The following is a 16,714-nucleotide window of genomic DNA, read 5'->3' on the forward strand; positions in this document are numbered from 1 at the left end:
CCAACAGATGGTACCCATCTGTTGGGATCGCACCACCAGATCAACAGCTCGTGGGCTGACTCGTCGAAACAGATGGGTATCATCTGTTTCGGTCAGACCACCAGGCACCGCTACTTGCTGGTCCTGCGGGCCACGGCGCATTGACTGCAAGGGCGCGCTGGGCCAAACGCATTGGGAACAGGAATCTTGATCGCAACGCATCTTTGCACAGGGAGGGTTTGATGAATTCGTTCACGATGAAATTGGCACTGGCGACGGCGCTCGGCGTCTTTGCCTTGGCCGGCGCGGCCAACGCGCAGCAGGAGGTGAAGATCGGCTACGCGCTGGCGCCGACCTCGCACTACGGCGTCGCCGCCCAGAAATGGCAGGAGGTGGTCGAGGCCAGGACCGACGGCCGCTACACGTTTCGTCACTTCCCTTCCTCCGGCCTCGGCGGCGAGCGTGAGGTGATCGAGGGCCTGCAGATCGGCACCGTCGAAGCGACCATCGTCTCGTCGGGCACGCTCAGCAACTTCGTGCCGGAGACCGGCATCTTCGACATTCCCTTCCTGTTCCGCGACCTGACCCATGCGCGCAAGGTGCTCGACGGCGAGGTCGGCCAGGCGATCCTCGCCAAGTTCGACGACGCCGGCCTGGTGGCGCTCGCCTGGGGCGAGCAGGGTTTCCGCCACATCACCAACAACCGCAACGCCATTGGCGAGCCGCAGGACGTCGCCGGCCTGAAGCTGCGCACCATGGAGAACCCGATCCACATCACCGCCTTCGAGACGCTGGGCGCCGCGCCGACGCCGATGGCCTGGCCGGAAGTGATCAGCTCCCTGCAGCAGGGCACCATCGACGGCCAGGAAAACCCGCTTTCGGTGATCACCTCGGCGAAGCTCTCGGAGGTGCAGAAGTATCTGACGCTCTCCGGCCACGTCTATTCGCCGGCGATGCTGCTCGTCTCGAAGCAGCTCTGGGAAGGCATGACGCCGGAAGACCAGCAGATCTTCAAGGATGCGGCCAAGGAAGCCGTCGCCGCCATGCGCGCCTATGTCGACGAGGTCGAGACCTCGGGCGTCGAGCAGCTGAAGGCCGAAGGCATGGAGATCAGCGAGCTGACCGCCGAAGAGAAGGCCGATTTCCAGAAGGCGCTGGCGCCAGCCTATGAGAAATATTACGGCCAGTACGACAAGGCGACCATCGACCAGATCATCGCCACCGAATAAACGGCACGAATGCTCCAGCATCGCGGGGACGCACCATAGCATTTTGCAGTCAGGTGGAATCACCTGACGTCCGCATAAATGCGGAAAAGCAAAAATTGAACGCCGTGCGTCCTCGCGATTCACTTGCCGTGGCTGACAATTCGCCCGAAAAACGGTTCCCACACCCGATGATCGTGTTCTAAACAGGACGCACGACGAGCCGGAAGGCGATCAGCCCGGTGCGCTATAGCATTTTGCAGTCAGGTGGAATCACCTGACGTCCGCATAAATGCGGAAAAGCAAGAAGATTGAGCGTCCTTTGTGCGTCCGAAAGGACGCACGGCGCTCTAGGGAGGGGCCAGTGAACACGTTCGAGCGCTATTTTCTCGCTGCCAACAAATGGGCTCTGGTGCTGCTGCTGTCCGCCATGGCCGTGATCGTCTTCGCCAATGTGTCGCTGCGCTACCTCACCAATTTCTCGATCATCTGGGCGGAGGAAGTCGCCCGCTATCTGATGATCTGGATGACGTTCCTCGGCGCCGGGATGGCGCTTCGCGCCGGCGGGCATGTAGCGATCGGCAATTTCCAGGAACTGCTCGGCACCAACGCCCAGCGCATGGTGCGCGTCTTCATCCTGCTGCTGCTCGTCGCCTTCTGCGCCATCATGATCTGGATGGGCAAGGATTACATGACCCGCGCCCGCTTTCAGATGACGCCGGCAACACGCGTCTCCTTCAGCTACATCTACGCGGCGATGCCGATCGGCTTCACGCTGTTGATCGTCCACCTCGGCCTGATCGCCAGGAGCTTCGTCCTCGAGAACCGCTTCGCCGAGGTGGAGGCCGATGCGGCGTCCCTCGCAGTCGACCGCGACGCCGGCCTCGCCGCCAACCGGGACTAGAAGACCGTGGCCCTGATCCTGTTCGCTTCCTTCTTCTTCCTGCTCCTCATCGGCATGCCGGTGGCCTTTGCGCTGGCGCTGGCGGCCTGGGCGGCCATCGGTCTCGGCAGCACCTATCCCGAGATCGTCGTCGTCAAGGAGATGTTCTCCGGCCTCGACAGTTTCCCGCTGATGGCGGTGCCCTTCTTCATCCTCGCCGCCGAGCTGATGACGAGCGGCGCGATGACACAGATCCTGCTGCGCTTCGCCTCGCAGTTCGTCGGCCATTACCGCGGCGGCCTCGGCTATGCCAACGTCGTCTCCTCGACCATGTTCGCCGGCATCTCCGGCTCCGCGCTCGCCGATGCGGCGGGGCCCGGCGCCATGATGATCCGCATGATGGAGAAGGACGGCTACGATAAATCCTACGCCAGCGCGCTGACCGCATCGGCCTCTGTCGTGGGGCCGATCATTCCCCCGTCGATCATCATGATCCTCTATGCGATGCAGGACAACAACGTCTCGGTCATCGCGCTCTTCATGGCCGGCCTCATTCCGGGCATCCTGATCTCCACGGCGATGGCGGCGGCCAACTGGTATGTCTGCCGCCGGCGCGGCTTCAAGAGCGCAAGGCCGCGCCCGCCGGCCCGCGAGATGCTGCGCACCACGCTGCAGGCGCTGCCCGCCGTCCTGCTCATCGTCCTGATCATCGGCGGCATCCGCAGCGGCATGTTCACACCGACGGAAGCCTCTGTGGTGGCCGTGTTCTACGCGCTCCTGTGCGGCCTGTTCGTCTACCGCTCGCTGCGCCTGAAGGATCTGCCGGACATCGTCTTCCGCTCGGCGCTGGTGACGGCGGCGATCCTCCTGATCCTGGCCGCCGCCCGCGCCTTCGCCTGGATCATCATCATCGAGGGCATCCCGCAGGCGATCGCCGCCACCATCGTTTCCTGGGACTTGAGCCCGATCCTCTTCCTGCTGGCGGTCAACGTGCTGCTGCTCGTCTTCGGTCTGTTCATGGATCCGCTACCCGGCGTGATGATCCTGGTGCCGATCCTGAGCCCGATCGCCCATGCGCTCGGCATCGACCCCATCCACTTCGCCATCGTCGTCATCGTCAATCTGACGATTGGGCTCCTGACGCCGCCGGTCGGCGCGCTGCTGTTCGTCGTCTCCTCGGCGGTGAAGATAAAGGTGAGCGACATGATCCGCGAGATGCCGCCGTTCCTCGTCATGCATCTCCTGGTGCTGCTGGCGCTGACCTTCATCCCGGCGCTGTCGACCTGGCTTCCGAGCCTCGGCGGCTATTGATCAGCCGACGATCAGCAACTCGAATGTGACGCAGACGGGGTTTGCGCCGCGCTCGAGGAGCCCCTGCGAGATGCCCCCCTCCATGCCGACCATGGCGATGTCGAGCGCGGCGCGCGGCCCCTCGGCACTGTTGCCCACCCTGCCGTCGCGGATCAGCACCTCCGTCGCATAGGAAGAGATGTGCCGGCCGTCCGCGTACTCGGCGCCGACGAGACTGCCGATGCCGTGGATATTTGCCTCCGCGAGCCCGTGTTCGGCGCAGATCGCCTCGATGGCGAGGCAGATATCCTCGTTGGGCCGGACGGTGGCGAGCACCGCCCTGTGGGAGCCGGCCATCTTCGACGCGGCGGCGGGCCGTGGTGCGAACAGGCGGAAATTCGTCTCCGCATCGTCCGCGACGTCGAGCAAAGCACCGGAAACGCCGAAGGCCCGCACCGCGGTGGCGGACGCCACCTCCGCCTCGAACGGCAGCAGATGCCCCATCGAGACGCCCTCGCCCGGCACGTTCCAAAGCCCGTGGCAATGCAGGAATGCCTCACCGTCACGCGAGCCGAGATGAAGGCCGGCGCGCTTGATGAGCCCGCCCCCGGCCGGCGCGCGCGTGTCGCTGTACCAGGCAGCGTGCTCCGCTTCCGGGCTTGCGGCCGGGATGACATAGTTCATCCGCCGCATCGGCACGTCCTCAAGCAGCATGTATCCGCCATCGAAGCCGTGCACGGCAAAGGCATCGGCCACCGCCGCATTGAACGGCTTGCCGGGTTCGAGCACGAGCGTCAGCGGCTGCGCCTGGCAGGCGACGGCGGCATGGCGCACGGCGGCGACGGGTCCGGGATGGTGGATGCTGCGCCCGCTCATGCGTGCAGCCCCGCCGTCGTGAAGCCGCCGTCGACGGCCAGCACCTGGCCGTTTACATAGCCGGCATCTTCGGACATCAGGAAGGCGACCGCGCCGGCCACCTCCGCCGTCGTGCCGTAGCGGCGCAGCGGCACGCGCTCGTTCCATTGGGCCCGCACATCCTGTGTGTGCACCTGACGCGCGAGCGGCGTGTCGATCGGCCCCGGCGCCACCGCGTTGACGCGGATGCCGCGCGGGCCGAGCTCGTTGGCCATGACCATGGTCATGGTGTTGACGCCGCCCTTCGACGCGCCATAGGCGCTGCGTCCCTTGTTGCCGCGCATGCCCGAGATGGAGCTGATGTTGACGATCGAGCCGGTCTCGCCACGCGCCAGCCAGATGCGTGCCGCCGCGCGCGCGACGATGAAGGAGCCGGTCAGGTTGACGTCGACGATGCGCCGGAAATCCTCGACGCTCGTCTCGACCATCGGCCGGTCGATGGCGATGCCCGCCGAGTTGACGACGCCGACGAGCCGCCCGCACGCCGCCACCCGCTCCAGCGCCGCCGCCACCGACGCCTCGTCTGCAACATTGCAGACGATGCCACGCCCGGCGGGAAGCTCGAGCGAGGCGCAAGCCTCCCCCAACGCCTCGGCCTTGAGGTCGAGAAGCCATGGCGCAAAGCCGCGCTGAACAAGAAGCGCCGCCGTCGCAAGGCCGATCCCCGAAGCGCCGCCAGTGATCGCCACCGCTCTCATCTCACCGTTCTCCATGATCCCCCTCACCCGGCCGTGACCGCGTCGAAGACCGGCATCTCGCCGCGCCGTTCGAGCTCTTCGCGGATCATCTTCTTGGTGATCTTGCCGTAGGCCGATTTCGGCATCGCGTCCCAGTAGAGGAACAGCTTCGGAAGCTTGTAGCGCGCCATCTTGCCGTCGAGCCAGGCGCGCAGGTCGAGGCTTGCAGGATCGACCCCCGGACGGGCGATGCACACGGCGATGCCGACCTCGCCCCAGACCGGATCGGGAACCCCCAGCACCGCCGCCTCGCTGATGTCCGGATGGAGAAGGATCTTCTCCTCGATCTCGCGCGGGTAGATGTTGGAACCGCCCGAGATATACATGTCCGACGAGCGGCCGGTGATGTAGACGAAGCCGCTCTCGTCCATGCGACCGAGATCGCCGGTGCGGAACCAGCCGTTGCGGAACGCCTTCGCATTGGCTTCGGGATTGTTGTAGTAGCCGGCAAAGACCGCGGGACCGATGACGCAGATCTCCCCCGTCTCGCCCGGCGCCACTGCCTTCCCGTCGTCGTCCTGGATCTCCACCTGCATGCCCGTGCGCTCGAACCCGCAGGTGCCGATGCGGGCATTCTCGTCATCCTCGCCGGAATGCAGCGCTGGCGGCAGGACGGTGATGTTGCCGGTCACCTCGCCGAGCCCGAAATACTGCACCAGCACCGGCCCGAGCGCCGCCAGCGCGCGCTTCTGGTCGACCCTGTACATGGGCGCTCCCGCATAGATCACATAGCGCAGGGTCGAGTGGTCGAACCGCTCGATGGACGGATCCTCGACAAGCATCTTGAGGATGGTCGGCACGGTGAAGGCATTGGTCACCTTCCACTTTTCGATCAGCGACCAGACCATGGGCACGTCGAGCCGCTCGGAGGCCGGCAGGATGGTTTTGACGCCGTGCGCCACCTGCGTGAGCTGGTGCACGCCGGCGCCGTGCGACAAAGGCGCCACGACGATGGAGGCATCGCCGGGCCCGGTGCCGGGCATCAGGTCGCACAGATGATTGGTGATGACGAAGGCGAGCTGTCCATGGGTGAGCACAGCCGCCTTGGGACGACCGGTCGTGCCCGAGGTGAAGAAGAACCAGCACGGATCGTCGCGGTCGACGGCGACGCTGGCGAAGGGCCTGCCGAGATGGCGGGCCACCACCGCGTCATAGTCCTCGGCGAAATCCGACGCGCCGATGGACAGGACGAACTCCAGCGACGGCGCGGCTTTCCGGCACGCGTCGACGTGATCGGGAAACGCCGCCCCGCAGATCATGCCGCGCGCGCCGCTCGCCTCTGCGAGATAGGCCACCTCGTCCGGCGACTGGCGGTAATTGGTCGGCACCCACACCGCGCCGACGCGGAAACAGGCGAACATGGATTCGAACATCTGGTTGCAATTGGCCGACTGCACGAGCACGCGGTCGCCCTTGCCGATGCCGTACTCCGTGGCGAGCGCGTGGGCCATGGCCTCGACGCGCGCCTCCATCTCGGCCCATGTCCAGACCGCAGCGCCCCACACGAAGCCGGCATCGTGCGGATGGCGGCGCGCCGACTGGGTCAGGAAATTGGCCAGGTTCATGACTCGCGTGGAGCAGGGCACGGCACCTCCGTTTGGAGCCGGCTTCGTCATTTCACACGCTCCAGGATCGAGACGTAGTTGGCGACCGCCGCCCCGCCCATGTTGAACACGCCGGCAAGCGCTGCATCCGGCACCTGCATCTCGCCCGCCTCGCCGGCCAGTTGCATCGCCGCCATCACGTGCATCGAAACGCCCGTGGCGCCGATCGGATGGCCCTTCGACTTGAGCCCCCCCGACGGATTGACCGGCAGCCGGCCGCCCCTGGCGGCGATGCCCTCGCGCACGACGCGGTGGCCCTCGCCGGGTCTGGCCAGGCCCATCGCCTCGTATTCGATCAGTTCGGCAATGGTGAAGCAGTCATGCGTCTCGACGAGGGAAAGATCGTCGAGGGCGAGTCCGGCCTCCTCGAGCGCGCCCGCCCAGGCGCGCCGCGCGCCCTCGAAGGCGAGCACGTCGCGACGGCTGAGCGCCAGGATATCGTTGACATGCCGCCGGGCGCGAAAACCGATGGCGCGCTGCAGCGAAGCCGCCGTCTCCTCGTCGGCGAGCACGATGGCCGCCGCACCGTCCGAGATCAGCGAGCAGTCGGTGCGGCGCAAGGGCGCCGCCACATAGGGGTTCTTCTCCGAAACCGTGTTGCAGAAGGCGAAGCCGAAATCCTTGCGCATGTGCGCATAGGGGTTGAGCGCCCCGTTGGCATGGTTCTTCGCCGCGATCATGGCGAGTTCCTCGGAGCGGTCGCCATAGCGCTGGAAATAGGCCTGGGCAATGCGGCCGAAGAGGCCGGCAAAGCCACCCTCGACATCCGCCTCCTCCTTGCGGTAGCTGGCGCCGAGCAGAATGTCGCCGACCTCTGAGGTCGGTGTCGCCGTCATCTTCTCGGCGCCGACCACCAGCGCGATGCGGCCGCGGCCCGATTCGATGAAATCCATGGCGCTGTAGAGCGCCGCCGACCCCGTGGCGCAGGCATTTTCCAGCCGCACCGCCGGCACGTGGGCGAGCTTCTCGTTGCCCATGGCGACCAGCGAGGCCTGGAAATCCTGCTTCGAGAAACCGCCGTTCATGACGCCGACGAAGATGCCGTCGAGGTCGCCAAGGTCAATGCCGGCATGCTCGACGGCAGGCATCGTCACCGAGGCCATGAGCCGCTCGGTATCCTCAAGTTCCGACTTGCCGAAGGGCGAATGCGCCCATCCGACGATCCGTGCTCTTGTCACTTGCCTTGCCTCCTCGATTGCGGCTTTTCAGCAGCGCTGCGGCGGGCGGAAAACATCGCCGCCAGTTTCTCTTCGACCCTTGCGACCTCCTGCCTGAGATAGCCGGCAAGCTCGGCCTGCCGCTCCTCCTGCATGCGGCTGTCGATGGCGGCGATGCTGAGCGCGCCGGCCAGCCGCCCGTCGGGCAGGCGCAACGCGACGCCGATTCCCCAGGAATTGGCGACGATCAGGCCCGGGTTGAGCGAATAGCCGCGCGCGCGGGCCTGGGCGACGCCCTCCCGGATGCGGTCCGGCGGCAGGCTCGGATAACGCTCCAGGATGATCTTCTCGTTGGCGGCCAGCGCCTCCTCGACCTCCGCGTCCGGCAGGGCGGCCAGCATGGCGAGCGAACCCGCGCCGATGCCGAGCGGATGCTCGAAACCCATCTGCAGGGCGTGCGTGCGGATCGGATAGGTGCCCTCCTCCCGATAGAGGCAGAGCGATGACATGTCGCGACGCACCGACAGGAAGGTGGTGTCCTGCGTCTTTTCGGAAAGGCGGCTGAGGCTGGCGTGGCAGATCTCCAGAAGGCCGAAGCGCTGCGAGGCGAGCGTGCCGAGCACATAGGACTCCTCGCCGAGATAATAGAGCCGGCTTTCCGCGTCCTGCTCGACGAGGCCGCCGCGGATCAGCGCCAGAAGCAGGCGCCGCACCGTCGGCTTGTTCAGCCCGCTCTCCTCCACGAGAGCCGTCAACGACACGCCGCGGCCGGCGTGCCGGCCAACCATCGACAGGAGGCCGAGGGCCCGGTCGACGCTCTGGGCACCGCTCATAGCTATCACCGACAACGCCTCCCAAGGTCCATATTATGGATCATAACAATTATCAAATCAGCCATCCGCTGTAAAGCGATGCAATTTATCTTGCGGTATATGGCTGAAATTGTAAATTGCCCCTTCCAAAATCGTGGAGAACGATCCATGATATGGACCAATGTTCGCGCATGATGGAGGTCATGCACCGCAACCCGCCCCTGGCGGCAATACTCACGGAGGAGAAAAGATGAAATTTTCCAAATTGGGCGCGATCGCCCTGTCATCGGCGGTCGCGTGCTTCGCCCTGTTCGGCCAGGCATCCGCCGAGACGCTGCGCCTCTCCCACAACACCGGCGACGCCACCACCTGGCACAAGGGAGCCGAAAAGTTCAACGAGCTGTTGACCGCCGCCACCGACGGCGCGCTCTCGATCCGCGTTTTCCCGAACGCCACCCTCTCGGGCGGCGACCAGATGAAGCAGGCCGAGATGGTCAGCCGCGGCGCGCTCGATTTCGTCATCACCTCGGCGATCAACGTCACCCCGCTGGTGCCGGAGATGGCGGTCTTCTCGCTGCCCTATCTCTACAGCAGCTACGAGCAGGTGGACGCCACCACCGACGGCGCGCCGGGCGACAGGATGAAGGAGATCATGGCCCAGCGCGACATCGTGGTGCTCGCCTGGGGTGAGAACGGCTTCCGCGAGGTCACCAACAACGTGCGCCCGGTCAAGACGCCGGACGACATGAAGGGCCTGAAGATGCGCGTCGCCGGCCCGATGTATATCGACGTGATGAACGCCCTCGGCGCCAACCCGCAGCAGATGCAGTGGACCGAGACCTTCACCGCCCTGCAGCAGGGCGTGGTGGACGGCCAGGAAAACCCGATCGGCGCGGTGATCATCCCGCAGCGCGTCTACGAGGTGCAGAAGCACCTGACCACCTGGCACTATTCCTACGACCCGATCTTCATCGGCGTCAGCAAGAAGCGCTGGGACTCCTTCGACGACGCCACGAAGGAAAAGGTGCAGAAGGCCGCCACCGAGGCGATGGCCTACCAGAAGGAGATCACGCGCAAGAGCACGGAAGAGGGCATTGCCTTCCTGCGCGACAAGGGCATGGAGGTCTACGAGCCGTCGGCCGACGAGCTGCAGGCCTTCCGCGACGCCACCAAGCCTGCCTTCGACACCTGGGCCGCCAAGGTCGGCGACGAGCTCGTCAAGAGCTTCCAGGACACCGTCGCATCGACCAACTGATGCGGCGCTGAGCTGAAACGGACCGGCCCGGCGGCCGGTCCCTCTCCGCAGGCTTCCTGGAGAAACGCGATGTCCTTCCTGCTGCGCGATGCAGAGAAAATCGCCTGCGCGATCCTCTTCCTGGCCATGACGGCGCTCGGCTTCGTCAATGTCGTGGTCCGCTACACCACCAGCTATTCGCTCGCCTCCTCCGAAGAGCTCCTGACCAACGGCTTCCTGCTGCTCACCATTCTCGGCGCAGCGGTGGCGGCACGCACCGGCGACCATCTGGCCGTGACCCTGTTCTTCGAGCTGCTGCCGAAACCCCTGCGCAAGGCGGTTCTGCTTCTGGCCGCGGCCCTGTCCGTTCTCCTTCTCGTGCTGTCCGCCTGGTTCAGCTGGCAGCTCGTCGCCAACCAGGTTTCGAGCGGCATACGCTCCTACGCGCTGCAGATTCCGGCCTGGTATTACAGCGCCGGCTTACCGTTCGGCTTCGCGCTGATCACACTGCGCTACGTGCAGCATATCCTCGACACCTGGAAGGACATCGAGGGCGGGAATGCCGGCCATGCTTGACCTCGGCGCCGGCACGCAGATGCTCATCGTGTTCTTCGTTCTTCTGGCCCTGCGCCTGCCGGTCGCCTTCGCGCTCGGGCTTTCCGCGCTCTATGCCATGTGGACGCTGGGCTTCGGGCTTGACCTGGTGGGCGACCTGATCGCCACCGGCATCACCAAGTTTTCGCTGCTCGCCATCCCCTTCTTCATCCTCGCCGGCGCGCTGATGGGATCGCTCGGCATCGCCGAGCGCATGATCCGCTTCTTTCGGGTGCTGATCGGCAGCCTGCCCGGCGGCATGGGCGTGGTGGGAACCGTCGTCTGCCTGTTCTGGGGAGCCGTCAGCGGCTCCGGGCCGGCCTCCGTCGCCGCCATCGGCCCGCTGATCATCAAGGGCATGGAGGACGACGGCTATTCGCGCTCCTTCGCGGCCGGCCTCGTGTGCACGGGAGCCGCCCTCTCCATCGTCATCCCGCCGTCGATCGGACTGGTCATCTACGGCGTGATCGCCGAGACCTCGATTTCGCAACTGTTCATCGCCGCCATCGTTCCCGGCCTCTTCATGGGCATACTGATGCTGGCGACGCTGCCTTTCGCACGTAGAGCCAAGGCTGCCGCAGGCGCCCCGCATCTCGATCGGCTCATGCCCTCGCCCCATGCCGACCTGCCCTACGGGCGGCGGCTGTGGCGATCCTTCCTCGAGTCCTTCTGGGGCCTGATGACCCCCGTGGTGATCCTCGGCGGCATCTATTCGGGCGCCTTCACGCCGACGGAAGCGGCACTGGTGGCCACCGTCTATGCCCTGGTCATCGGCGGGCTCGTCTATCGCACGCTCAGCCTGCGCGGGCTCTACGAGTCGCTCACCGACGCGGCCGCCTCCTCGGCCGTCGTCATGCTCGTCGTCGCCTATGCCAGCCTGTTCGGCTGGGTCGTCACGGTCGACGACCTGATCGGGCAGTACTCGTCGGTGCTGCTCGGCATCAGCGACAACCGGTGGGTGGTGCTCTTGGTGATCATGATGGTGCTCCTGATCGCCGGCATGTTCATGGACGCCATCACCATCATGTTCATCTGCCTGCCCATATTCCTGCCGGTGTCGCGCGAGCTCGGCTGGGATCCGGTCTGGTTCGGCATCGTGGTGATGATCAACCTGGCGATCGGCCTGTTCACCCCGCCCGTCGGTATCAACCTTTATGTGGCGGCCAATGTCACCCGCCTGCCGCTCGAACGCGTCGCGCAGGGCGCCGTGCCCTTCTTGATCACGGCGCTCGTCGGACTGGCGATCGTTTCGGCCTTTCCGGGCATGTCGGCCTTTCTGGTGAACATGCTGGAATGATGCGGTAATTGTTGCGAAAGACCAGTCACTCGGCGTAACAACAAAAAGGTGGAGCGTTGCGCGGGAGGGCGCTGATCCCTTGAAGACGAAAAATGAGGATGGCAGCAGCACGGTCGCCCTCCAGAACGGCCTGGAGCTTGTTCGCCTGTTATCCGACGAAGGGCCGATGACCGTCGACGAATTGGCCCGGCAGGCCAGCCTGCGCAACGAGACGACCGCAAGGCTGATCAAGACGCTCGAACTGCAGGGTTTCGTCGAATCCACCCGCTTCGCCGGACGCTATCAGCCCGGCCGCATGGCCACAGCGCTCTCGGAAGCCTTTCTGGAAAACACCCCCGTCATCGAGGTGGCACGGCCGGTGATGCAGGCCTTGGCCGACAACCAGAGGATGACGGTGTCGCTGGCCGTATCGGAGAGCGACCGCGCGCTGTCCCTGTTGATCTGCCGCGGCGCGGGCCGCAATGTCGTGCCGGGTCATATCGGCTGCCTCTCTTCGATGACCCGCTCCGCGGCCGGCCACGCGCTCCTCTTCACCGCCTGCGCTCACCGCGAGCAGCTTCGTATCATCGCGCAGGAAACCGAGGGAGAGTCGGCGGCGGCCGAGAAGCTGGAGGAAAGCGCCGCCTTCTTCCGCACGTCTGGCTGCTTCAGGCTTCTCGACGTCGAGCAGGACGTGCTGCAGCTTGCCGCTCCACTGCATCTAAGCAACGCCGTCCTGGCTCTGGAAGCAACCCTTCCGGATGCCTCCGGGCACACCCGGGAGATTGCCGGCATCATTGGCGATCTCCTGAGGGCCGTGGAGCTCATCCAGCAGAAATCGGCGGCGGCGGGCGTGCGCTATCTGGAAGACTGACGCCATCGGCCACGGCAAGCACGCCGGAAATCTTCACGAATTGGGAAACGAATGAAGTGGTGCCGCTTGTCAGACTCGAACTGACGACCTCCGCATTACGAATGCGATGCTCTACCAACTGAGCTAAAGCGGCCCATCATGCTGGGAGCGATGCCGCTCCCGACAGCTTGCCCGCACCGAAAGTCCCGCATTTGCGGACCCCGTTGCTGCGAAACACCGTCACCGACCACATAGCCGCCCCGACGGAGCTGCGCAACCGAATTTCGAACGGGACCGCACAACGGCCGGCCCGCAACAGCCCATGACGTGGCAATCGGCGCAAGCGGCTGCCTGATAGCCTCAATGGCGGGGAAGATCAAGTGCCGGAGCGCCATCGCTGGGCGGAATGCGGCATGCCAGGGAGGGCCCTGCCCATGCGATGCACATCCACCGGCCGAACCATCCGACAAGCAATAACCGTTTCAATAAGTAACAATTATATAAATCCGAATTTTATTGAAGATACATCTTTGTATTTATGTATATTTGAAAATTTTCAGCAACTTTATTCTGGAGGCGTGCATGAAGAAAACAATACATTCTCTGGCCGCAGCCGCCATGCTTCTTTTGTCCGGCCAGCAGGCCGCGCACGCTCGGAAATACCAGTGCAACTTCGCACCGGGGAGCATAGGACCGATCATCGAGGCCCCGTCTCTGGGGACAGCACATCTTCTGGTGTACCAGCAGTTGGTTCGTTTGGGACTGCCCGCCAGCCCGGCCACGTTCGGGAGCATCCGCTGCTCGCGTTATCGCGACTGACGGTCTCGTCAGACGATGCGGCGAGACCGCCACAACCTCCGACCCCTGAATGGAGATTTCACCATGAAGAGATTTTCAATTCATCTTCTCGCCGCTTTCGCGGCCGCAACGATTTCGGCTCCAGCCCACGCGGAGACCTATCTGTGCGGCCTGGCGTCGCGATCGGGCGTCCTGAGAATCTACGCAAATTCCAACATAGGGGCCCAACTGCAGATGTACCAGGCGTTGAGGACGCTGGGCCACCCGGCCGGCTCGGTCACGATGCGTGGCATACGCTGCAGAGCGGCGACAAGACCGCTTTCTGGCGTGGGGCGCATGCAAGACCCAGCGGAGGCGGCCAAAGCCGGCTGAGAAAGACACACTTGGCGCTCCCCGGCAGCGCATTGGCTTGCGGCGAATTCGGATGAGGCGAGAGTTTCACAGCCGGCCTCGTCTCGCAGGCTCCGAAAAACTTATTGCCCGTTACTCAGGACACATCGTGAAGAAAATCGCCCTCATCCTGACAGCCGCCGCGATGGCGGGAGCGCTTCGTGCCGCTCCCGCCCACTCCATGACCTTCATGTGCCGGCACATCTCATCCAACGAGAGCGGACACGTAACGATCGTCGCCGATTCCCCCTGGCGCGCTCATATGCGCATGTACCGGTATCTCCTGAAACGAGGATGGGCGCGTGAACCGCGCACGGTGACGGGCATCTCGTGCAGACTTCACAGGATTTGAATCGGACGGCCCTGCCTGTTCGTCGGAAAGCCTGCCCCGGGCTCGATCACAGATGCAACGCCGGCATGGACACAGCCGCCGCTTTGAGTAAGCTTGCACACTCGCGCCACAGCGACGGCCAACCCAAGATTCGAGCAGGCAGGACGATCCCATGACAGAGATTTCGATGTCGGTGAACGGAAAAGAGGTTTCCGGCACCGTCGAGGGCAGGACTTTGCTGGTGCATTTCCTGCGCGAAGCGCTGGGCCTGACGGGCACCCATGTGGGTTGCGACACCTCCCAGTGCGGCGCCTGCACGATCCACATGGACGGTAGGTCGGTAAAATCCTGTTCGATCCTCGCCGTCCAGGCCGACGGCGCGCGGATCCTGACCATCGAAGGGCTGGCCGAGGGCGACGCCCTGCACCCCGTCCAGGCGGCGTTCAAGGAGCATCACGGCCTGCAATGCGGTTTCTGCACGCCCGGCATGATCATGGCGGCGACGGACATGATTCGCCGCCACCCCGAGGGACTGACCGAGGCGACCGTCCGCGAGGAGCTGGAAGGCAACATCTGCCGCTGCACCGGCTATCACAACATCGTCAAGGCGATCCTGGCGGCCTCGGAGGCCATGGGCGCCGGCGCCGCAAGGGCGGCCTGAGGGAGAACGGTCATGTATGACGTCAACTACCATCGCGCCGGCTCGCTCCAGGAAGCGTTGAAGCTTTTGAAGGATGCCGACGACGGCAAGTTCCTGGCCGGCGGCCAAACGCTGATCCCGGCCATGAAGACGCGGCTTGCCGCCCCGTCGGACCTGATCGATCTCAGCCATATCGCCGAGCTGAAGGGCATCTCGGCTGCCGGCCGGACGGTGACGATCGGCGCCGGCACCACCCATGCGGAGGTGGCGGCGAGCGCCGATCTGCGGGCGCTCTGCCCCGCGCTCACCCATCTGGCCAATCTGATCGGCGACCCGCATGTGCGTCACATGGGCACGATCGGCGGCTCGCTGGCGAACAACGATCCGGCGGCGGACTATCCGGCCGCCATCCTGGCGCTCGCCGCCACCGTGGTCACCGACCGCCGGGAGATCGCCGCGGAGGATTTCTTCACCGGCCTGTTCGAAACCGCGCTCGAGGAGGACGAGATCATCACCGCCGTGCGCTTCGAGGCTCCCGCAAAGGCCGGCTATGCGAAATTCCCGAATCCCGCCTCGCGCTATGCGATGACTGCGGTGTTCGTCGCCAGCGACGGCAACGCGGTCCGCGCGGCCGTCACCGGGGCGGGCGACGACGGCGTGTTCCGCTGTGCGGAAGTCGAAGCGGCGCTGGACACGGACTTCTCCCCGTCCGGGCTCGATGGCGTCCGCGTGCCCGCGGATGCGCTGATGACCGACATCCATGCATCCGCCGACTACCGGGCAAGCCTGGTCGTCGCCATGGCCAAGTGCGCCGTGACGATGGCGAACGGATAGGAGTTAGGACAGCCAGGAAGCGCACCAACCGCGATGGAGAGCCGCGGTCTGGTCTGACAGCAACCGGAGAGCCCTTCAATGCAAAGCCAGAGCCCGAAACCGCTGCGGGGCAAGGTCGCCCTCGTCGCCGGCGGCACGCGCGGCGCCGGCCGCGGTATCGCCGTGGAACTCGGCGCGGCCGGCGCCACGGTCTACGTCACCGGTCGCTCCACCCGCCAGCAGAGATCCGAATACAACCGCCCCGAGACGATCGAGGAAACCGCCGAGCTCGTGACGGCGGCCGGCGGCGAGGGCATCGCGGTCCGGGTCGACCATCTCCATGCCGACCAGGTGGAAGCGCTCGTCGCGCGCATCCGCAAGGAGCACGGTCGGCTGGATATCCTGGTCAACGACATCTGGGGCGGGGAGACGCTCTTCGAATGGGACAAGCCGGTCTGGGATCACAACCTGGAGAACGGGCTGCGCCTTCTGCGGCTGGGCGTCGACACGCATCTGATCACCGCCCACCATGCCCTGCCGCTCCTGATCGAGCAGCCCGGCGGATTGCTGGTGGAGGTGACGGACGGCACCGCCGAATACAACGCGAACCATTATCGCCTGTCGGTGTTCTACGACCTCGCCAAGACCGCCGCCACACGCATGGCCTGGGCCCACGCGAAGGATCTCGAGCCGCACGGTGCGACCGCCGTTTCGCTGACTCCCGGCTGGATGCGCTCGGAGATGATGCTGGAACATTACAACGTGACCGAAGAGACCTGGCGCGAGGCGACCCGTGATCTGCCGGATTTCGGCATCTCGGAGACGCCGCGCTTCGTGGGCCGGGCGGTGGCCGCCCTCGCCGCCGCCCCCGACCGCGCCCGCTGGAACGGGCAGTCCCTGTCGAGCGGCCAGCTCGCGCGGGTCTACGGCTTCACCGATCTCGACGGCTCCCGGCCCGATTGCTGGCGCTACATCACGGAAGTCCGCGAAGGCGGCAAGGTGGCGAGCCCCGAGGACTATCGCTGAGCCCGGGCTTCGAGCAGAAGATGAAAATCTAGGGCATTTCATCTTCTGCTCGAAGCGTCTGGCGGCCTTCACACCCCCCTCTGCCCTACCGGGCATCTCCCCCTCAAGGGGGGAGATTGGACGGCCGCAAGGATTTCGACCATCGTCCAACGTTGCAGGAGATGCGATACGGTCCTG

The 16,714-nt window shown here is 65.1% G+C and carries 17 protein-coding genes and 1 tRNA gene; 12 read left to right on the top strand and 6 right to left on the bottom strand.

The window, feature by feature from the left end; all coding sequences use genetic code 11:
- Positions 1–221 precede the first annotated feature (221 nt).
- The 3 genes from NUU27_RS21920 to NUU27_RS21930 all read left to right on the top strand — a co-directional run bounded on the left by NUU27_RS21920 (position 222) and on the right by NUU27_RS21930 (position 3,378).
- A complete protein-coding gene (locus tag NUU27_RS21920) occupies positions 222–1,208 on the top strand; it encodes a TRAP transporter substrate-binding protein (protein WP_257764433.1) in 987 nt (328 codons plus the stop codon).
- 340 nt (positions 1,209–1,548) lie between these two features.
- Positions 1,549–2,088: a TRAP transporter small permease gene (locus tag NUU27_RS21925; RefSeq protein ID WP_257764434.1), complete on the top strand. Its 540-nt coding sequence runs from the start codon at positions 1,549–1,551 to the stop codon at positions 2,086–2,088.
- A 6-nt stretch (positions 2,089–2,094) separates the two neighbouring features.
- Entirely contained in the window at positions 2,095–3,378 is a 1,284-nt protein-coding gene (locus NUU27_RS21930) for a TRAP transporter large permease (RefSeq protein ID WP_257764435.1), read from the top strand.
- Here the strand turns inward: NUU27_RS21930 and NUU27_RS21935 are convergent, their stop codons facing one another.
- Genes NUU27_RS21935 through NUU27_RS21955 form a run of 5 tightly spaced genes read right to left on the bottom strand, consistent with a single transcriptional unit; the run spans position 3,379 to position 8,603 of the window.
- Positions 3,379–4,233: an aminopeptidase P family protein gene (locus NUU27_RS21935; RefSeq protein ID WP_257764436.1), complete on the bottom strand. Its 855-nt coding sequence runs from the start codon at positions 4,231–4,233 to the stop codon at positions 3,379–3,381.
- Positions 4,230–4,970, bottom strand: coding sequence for an SDR family NAD(P)-dependent oxidoreductase (locus NUU27_RS21940; protein ID WP_257764437.1), 741 nt, complete (start codon positions 4,968–4,970; stop codon positions 4,230–4,232). Before NUU27_RS21940 ends, NUU27_RS21935 begins: the two co-directional genes overlap by 4 nt.
- A 23-nt stretch (positions 4,971–4,993) precedes the next feature.
- Entirely contained in the window at positions 4,994–6,625 is a 1,632-nt protein-coding gene (locus NUU27_RS21945) for an acyl-CoA synthetase (RefSeq protein ID WP_257764438.1), read from the bottom strand.
- Positions 6,622–7,791: an acetyl-CoA acetyltransferase gene (locus NUU27_RS21950; RefSeq protein WP_257764439.1), complete on the bottom strand. Its 1,170-nt coding sequence runs from the start codon at positions 7,789–7,791 to the stop codon at positions 6,622–6,624. Before NUU27_RS21950 ends, NUU27_RS21945 begins: the two co-directional genes overlap by 4 nt.
- Entirely contained in the window at positions 7,788–8,603 is an 816-nt protein-coding gene (locus NUU27_RS21955) for an IclR family transcriptional regulator (RefSeq protein ID WP_257764440.1), read from the bottom strand. The genes NUU27_RS21950 and NUU27_RS21955 overlap by 4 nt, the downstream gene beginning before the upstream one ends.
- 229 nt (positions 8,604–8,832) lie before the next feature.
- Here NUU27_RS21955 and NUU27_RS21960 point away from each other — a divergent pair, with 229 nt between their 5' ends.
- The 4 genes from NUU27_RS21960 to NUU27_RS21975 all read left to right on the top strand — a co-directional run bounded on the left by NUU27_RS21960 (position 8,833) and on the right by NUU27_RS21975 (position 12,560).
- Positions 8,833–9,837 (top strand): DctP family TRAP transporter solute-binding subunit, encoded by a 1,005-nt coding sequence (locus tag NUU27_RS21960; RefSeq protein WP_257764441.1) that lies wholly within the window; start codon positions 8,833–8,835, stop codon positions 9,835–9,837.
- Positions 9,838–9,906: 69 nt separating this feature from the next.
- Positions 9,907–10,392: a TRAP transporter small permease gene (locus NUU27_RS21965; RefSeq protein WP_257764442.1), complete on the top strand. Its 486-nt coding sequence runs from the start codon at positions 9,907–9,909 to the stop codon at positions 10,390–10,392.
- On the top strand, positions 10,385–11,707 hold the full coding sequence (locus tag NUU27_RS21970) for a TRAP transporter large permease (protein ID WP_257764443.1): 1,323 nt from the start codon (positions 10,385–10,387) through the stop codon (positions 11,705–11,707). Before NUU27_RS21965 ends, NUU27_RS21970 begins: the two co-directional genes overlap by 8 nt.
- A gap of 79 nt (positions 11,708–11,786) precedes the next feature.
- Positions 11,787–12,560, top strand: a complete 774-nt coding sequence (locus NUU27_RS21975) for a MarR family transcriptional regulator (protein ID WP_257764444.1) — start codon at positions 11,787–11,789, stop codon at positions 12,558–12,560.
- Between the two features lie 57 nt (positions 12,561–12,617).
- Here the strand turns inward: NUU27_RS21975 and NUU27_RS21980 are convergent.
- A tRNA-Thr gene (locus tag NUU27_RS21980) sits at positions 12,618–12,693 on the bottom strand.
- A 428-nt stretch (positions 12,694–13,121) separates the two neighbouring features.
- Between NUU27_RS21980 and NUU27_RS21985 the strand changes: the two genes are divergently transcribed.
- The 5 genes from NUU27_RS21985 (at position 13,122) to NUU27_RS22005 (ending at position 16,537) form a co-directional block, all read left to right on the top strand.
- Positions 13,122–13,358, top strand: a complete 237-nt coding sequence (locus NUU27_RS21985) for a hypothetical protein (protein ID WP_257764445.1) — start codon at positions 13,122–13,124, stop codon at positions 13,356–13,358.
- A 478-nt stretch (positions 13,359–13,836) separates the two neighbouring features.
- Positions 13,837–14,079 (top strand): hypothetical protein, encoded by a 243-nt coding sequence (locus NUU27_RS21990; RefSeq protein ID WP_257764446.1) that lies wholly within the window; start codon positions 13,837–13,839, stop codon positions 14,077–14,079.
- Between the two features lie 151 nt (positions 14,080–14,230).
- Complete coding sequence (locus NUU27_RS21995) at positions 14,231–14,719, top strand: (2Fe-2S)-binding protein (RefSeq protein ID WP_257764447.1); 489 nt, start codon at positions 14,231–14,233, stop codon at positions 14,717–14,719.
- 12 nt (positions 14,720–14,731) lie between these two features.
- Positions 14,732–15,532, top strand: a complete 801-nt coding sequence (locus tag NUU27_RS22000) for a xanthine dehydrogenase family protein subunit M (protein ID WP_257764448.1) — start codon at positions 14,732–14,734, stop codon at positions 15,530–15,532.
- Positions 15,533–15,610: 78 nt separating this feature from the next.
- Positions 15,611–16,537 (top strand): SDR family oxidoreductase, encoded by a 927-nt coding sequence (locus NUU27_RS22005; RefSeq protein ID WP_257764449.1) that lies wholly within the window; start codon positions 15,611–15,613, stop codon positions 16,535–16,537.
- The last annotated feature ends 177 nt before the right edge of the window (positions 16,538–16,714 follow it).

Source organism: Nitratireductor sp. ZSWI3 (assembly GCF_024655565.1).
Lineage (GTDB): Bacteria > Pseudomonadota > Alphaproteobacteria > Rhizobiales > Rhizobiaceae > Nitratireductor.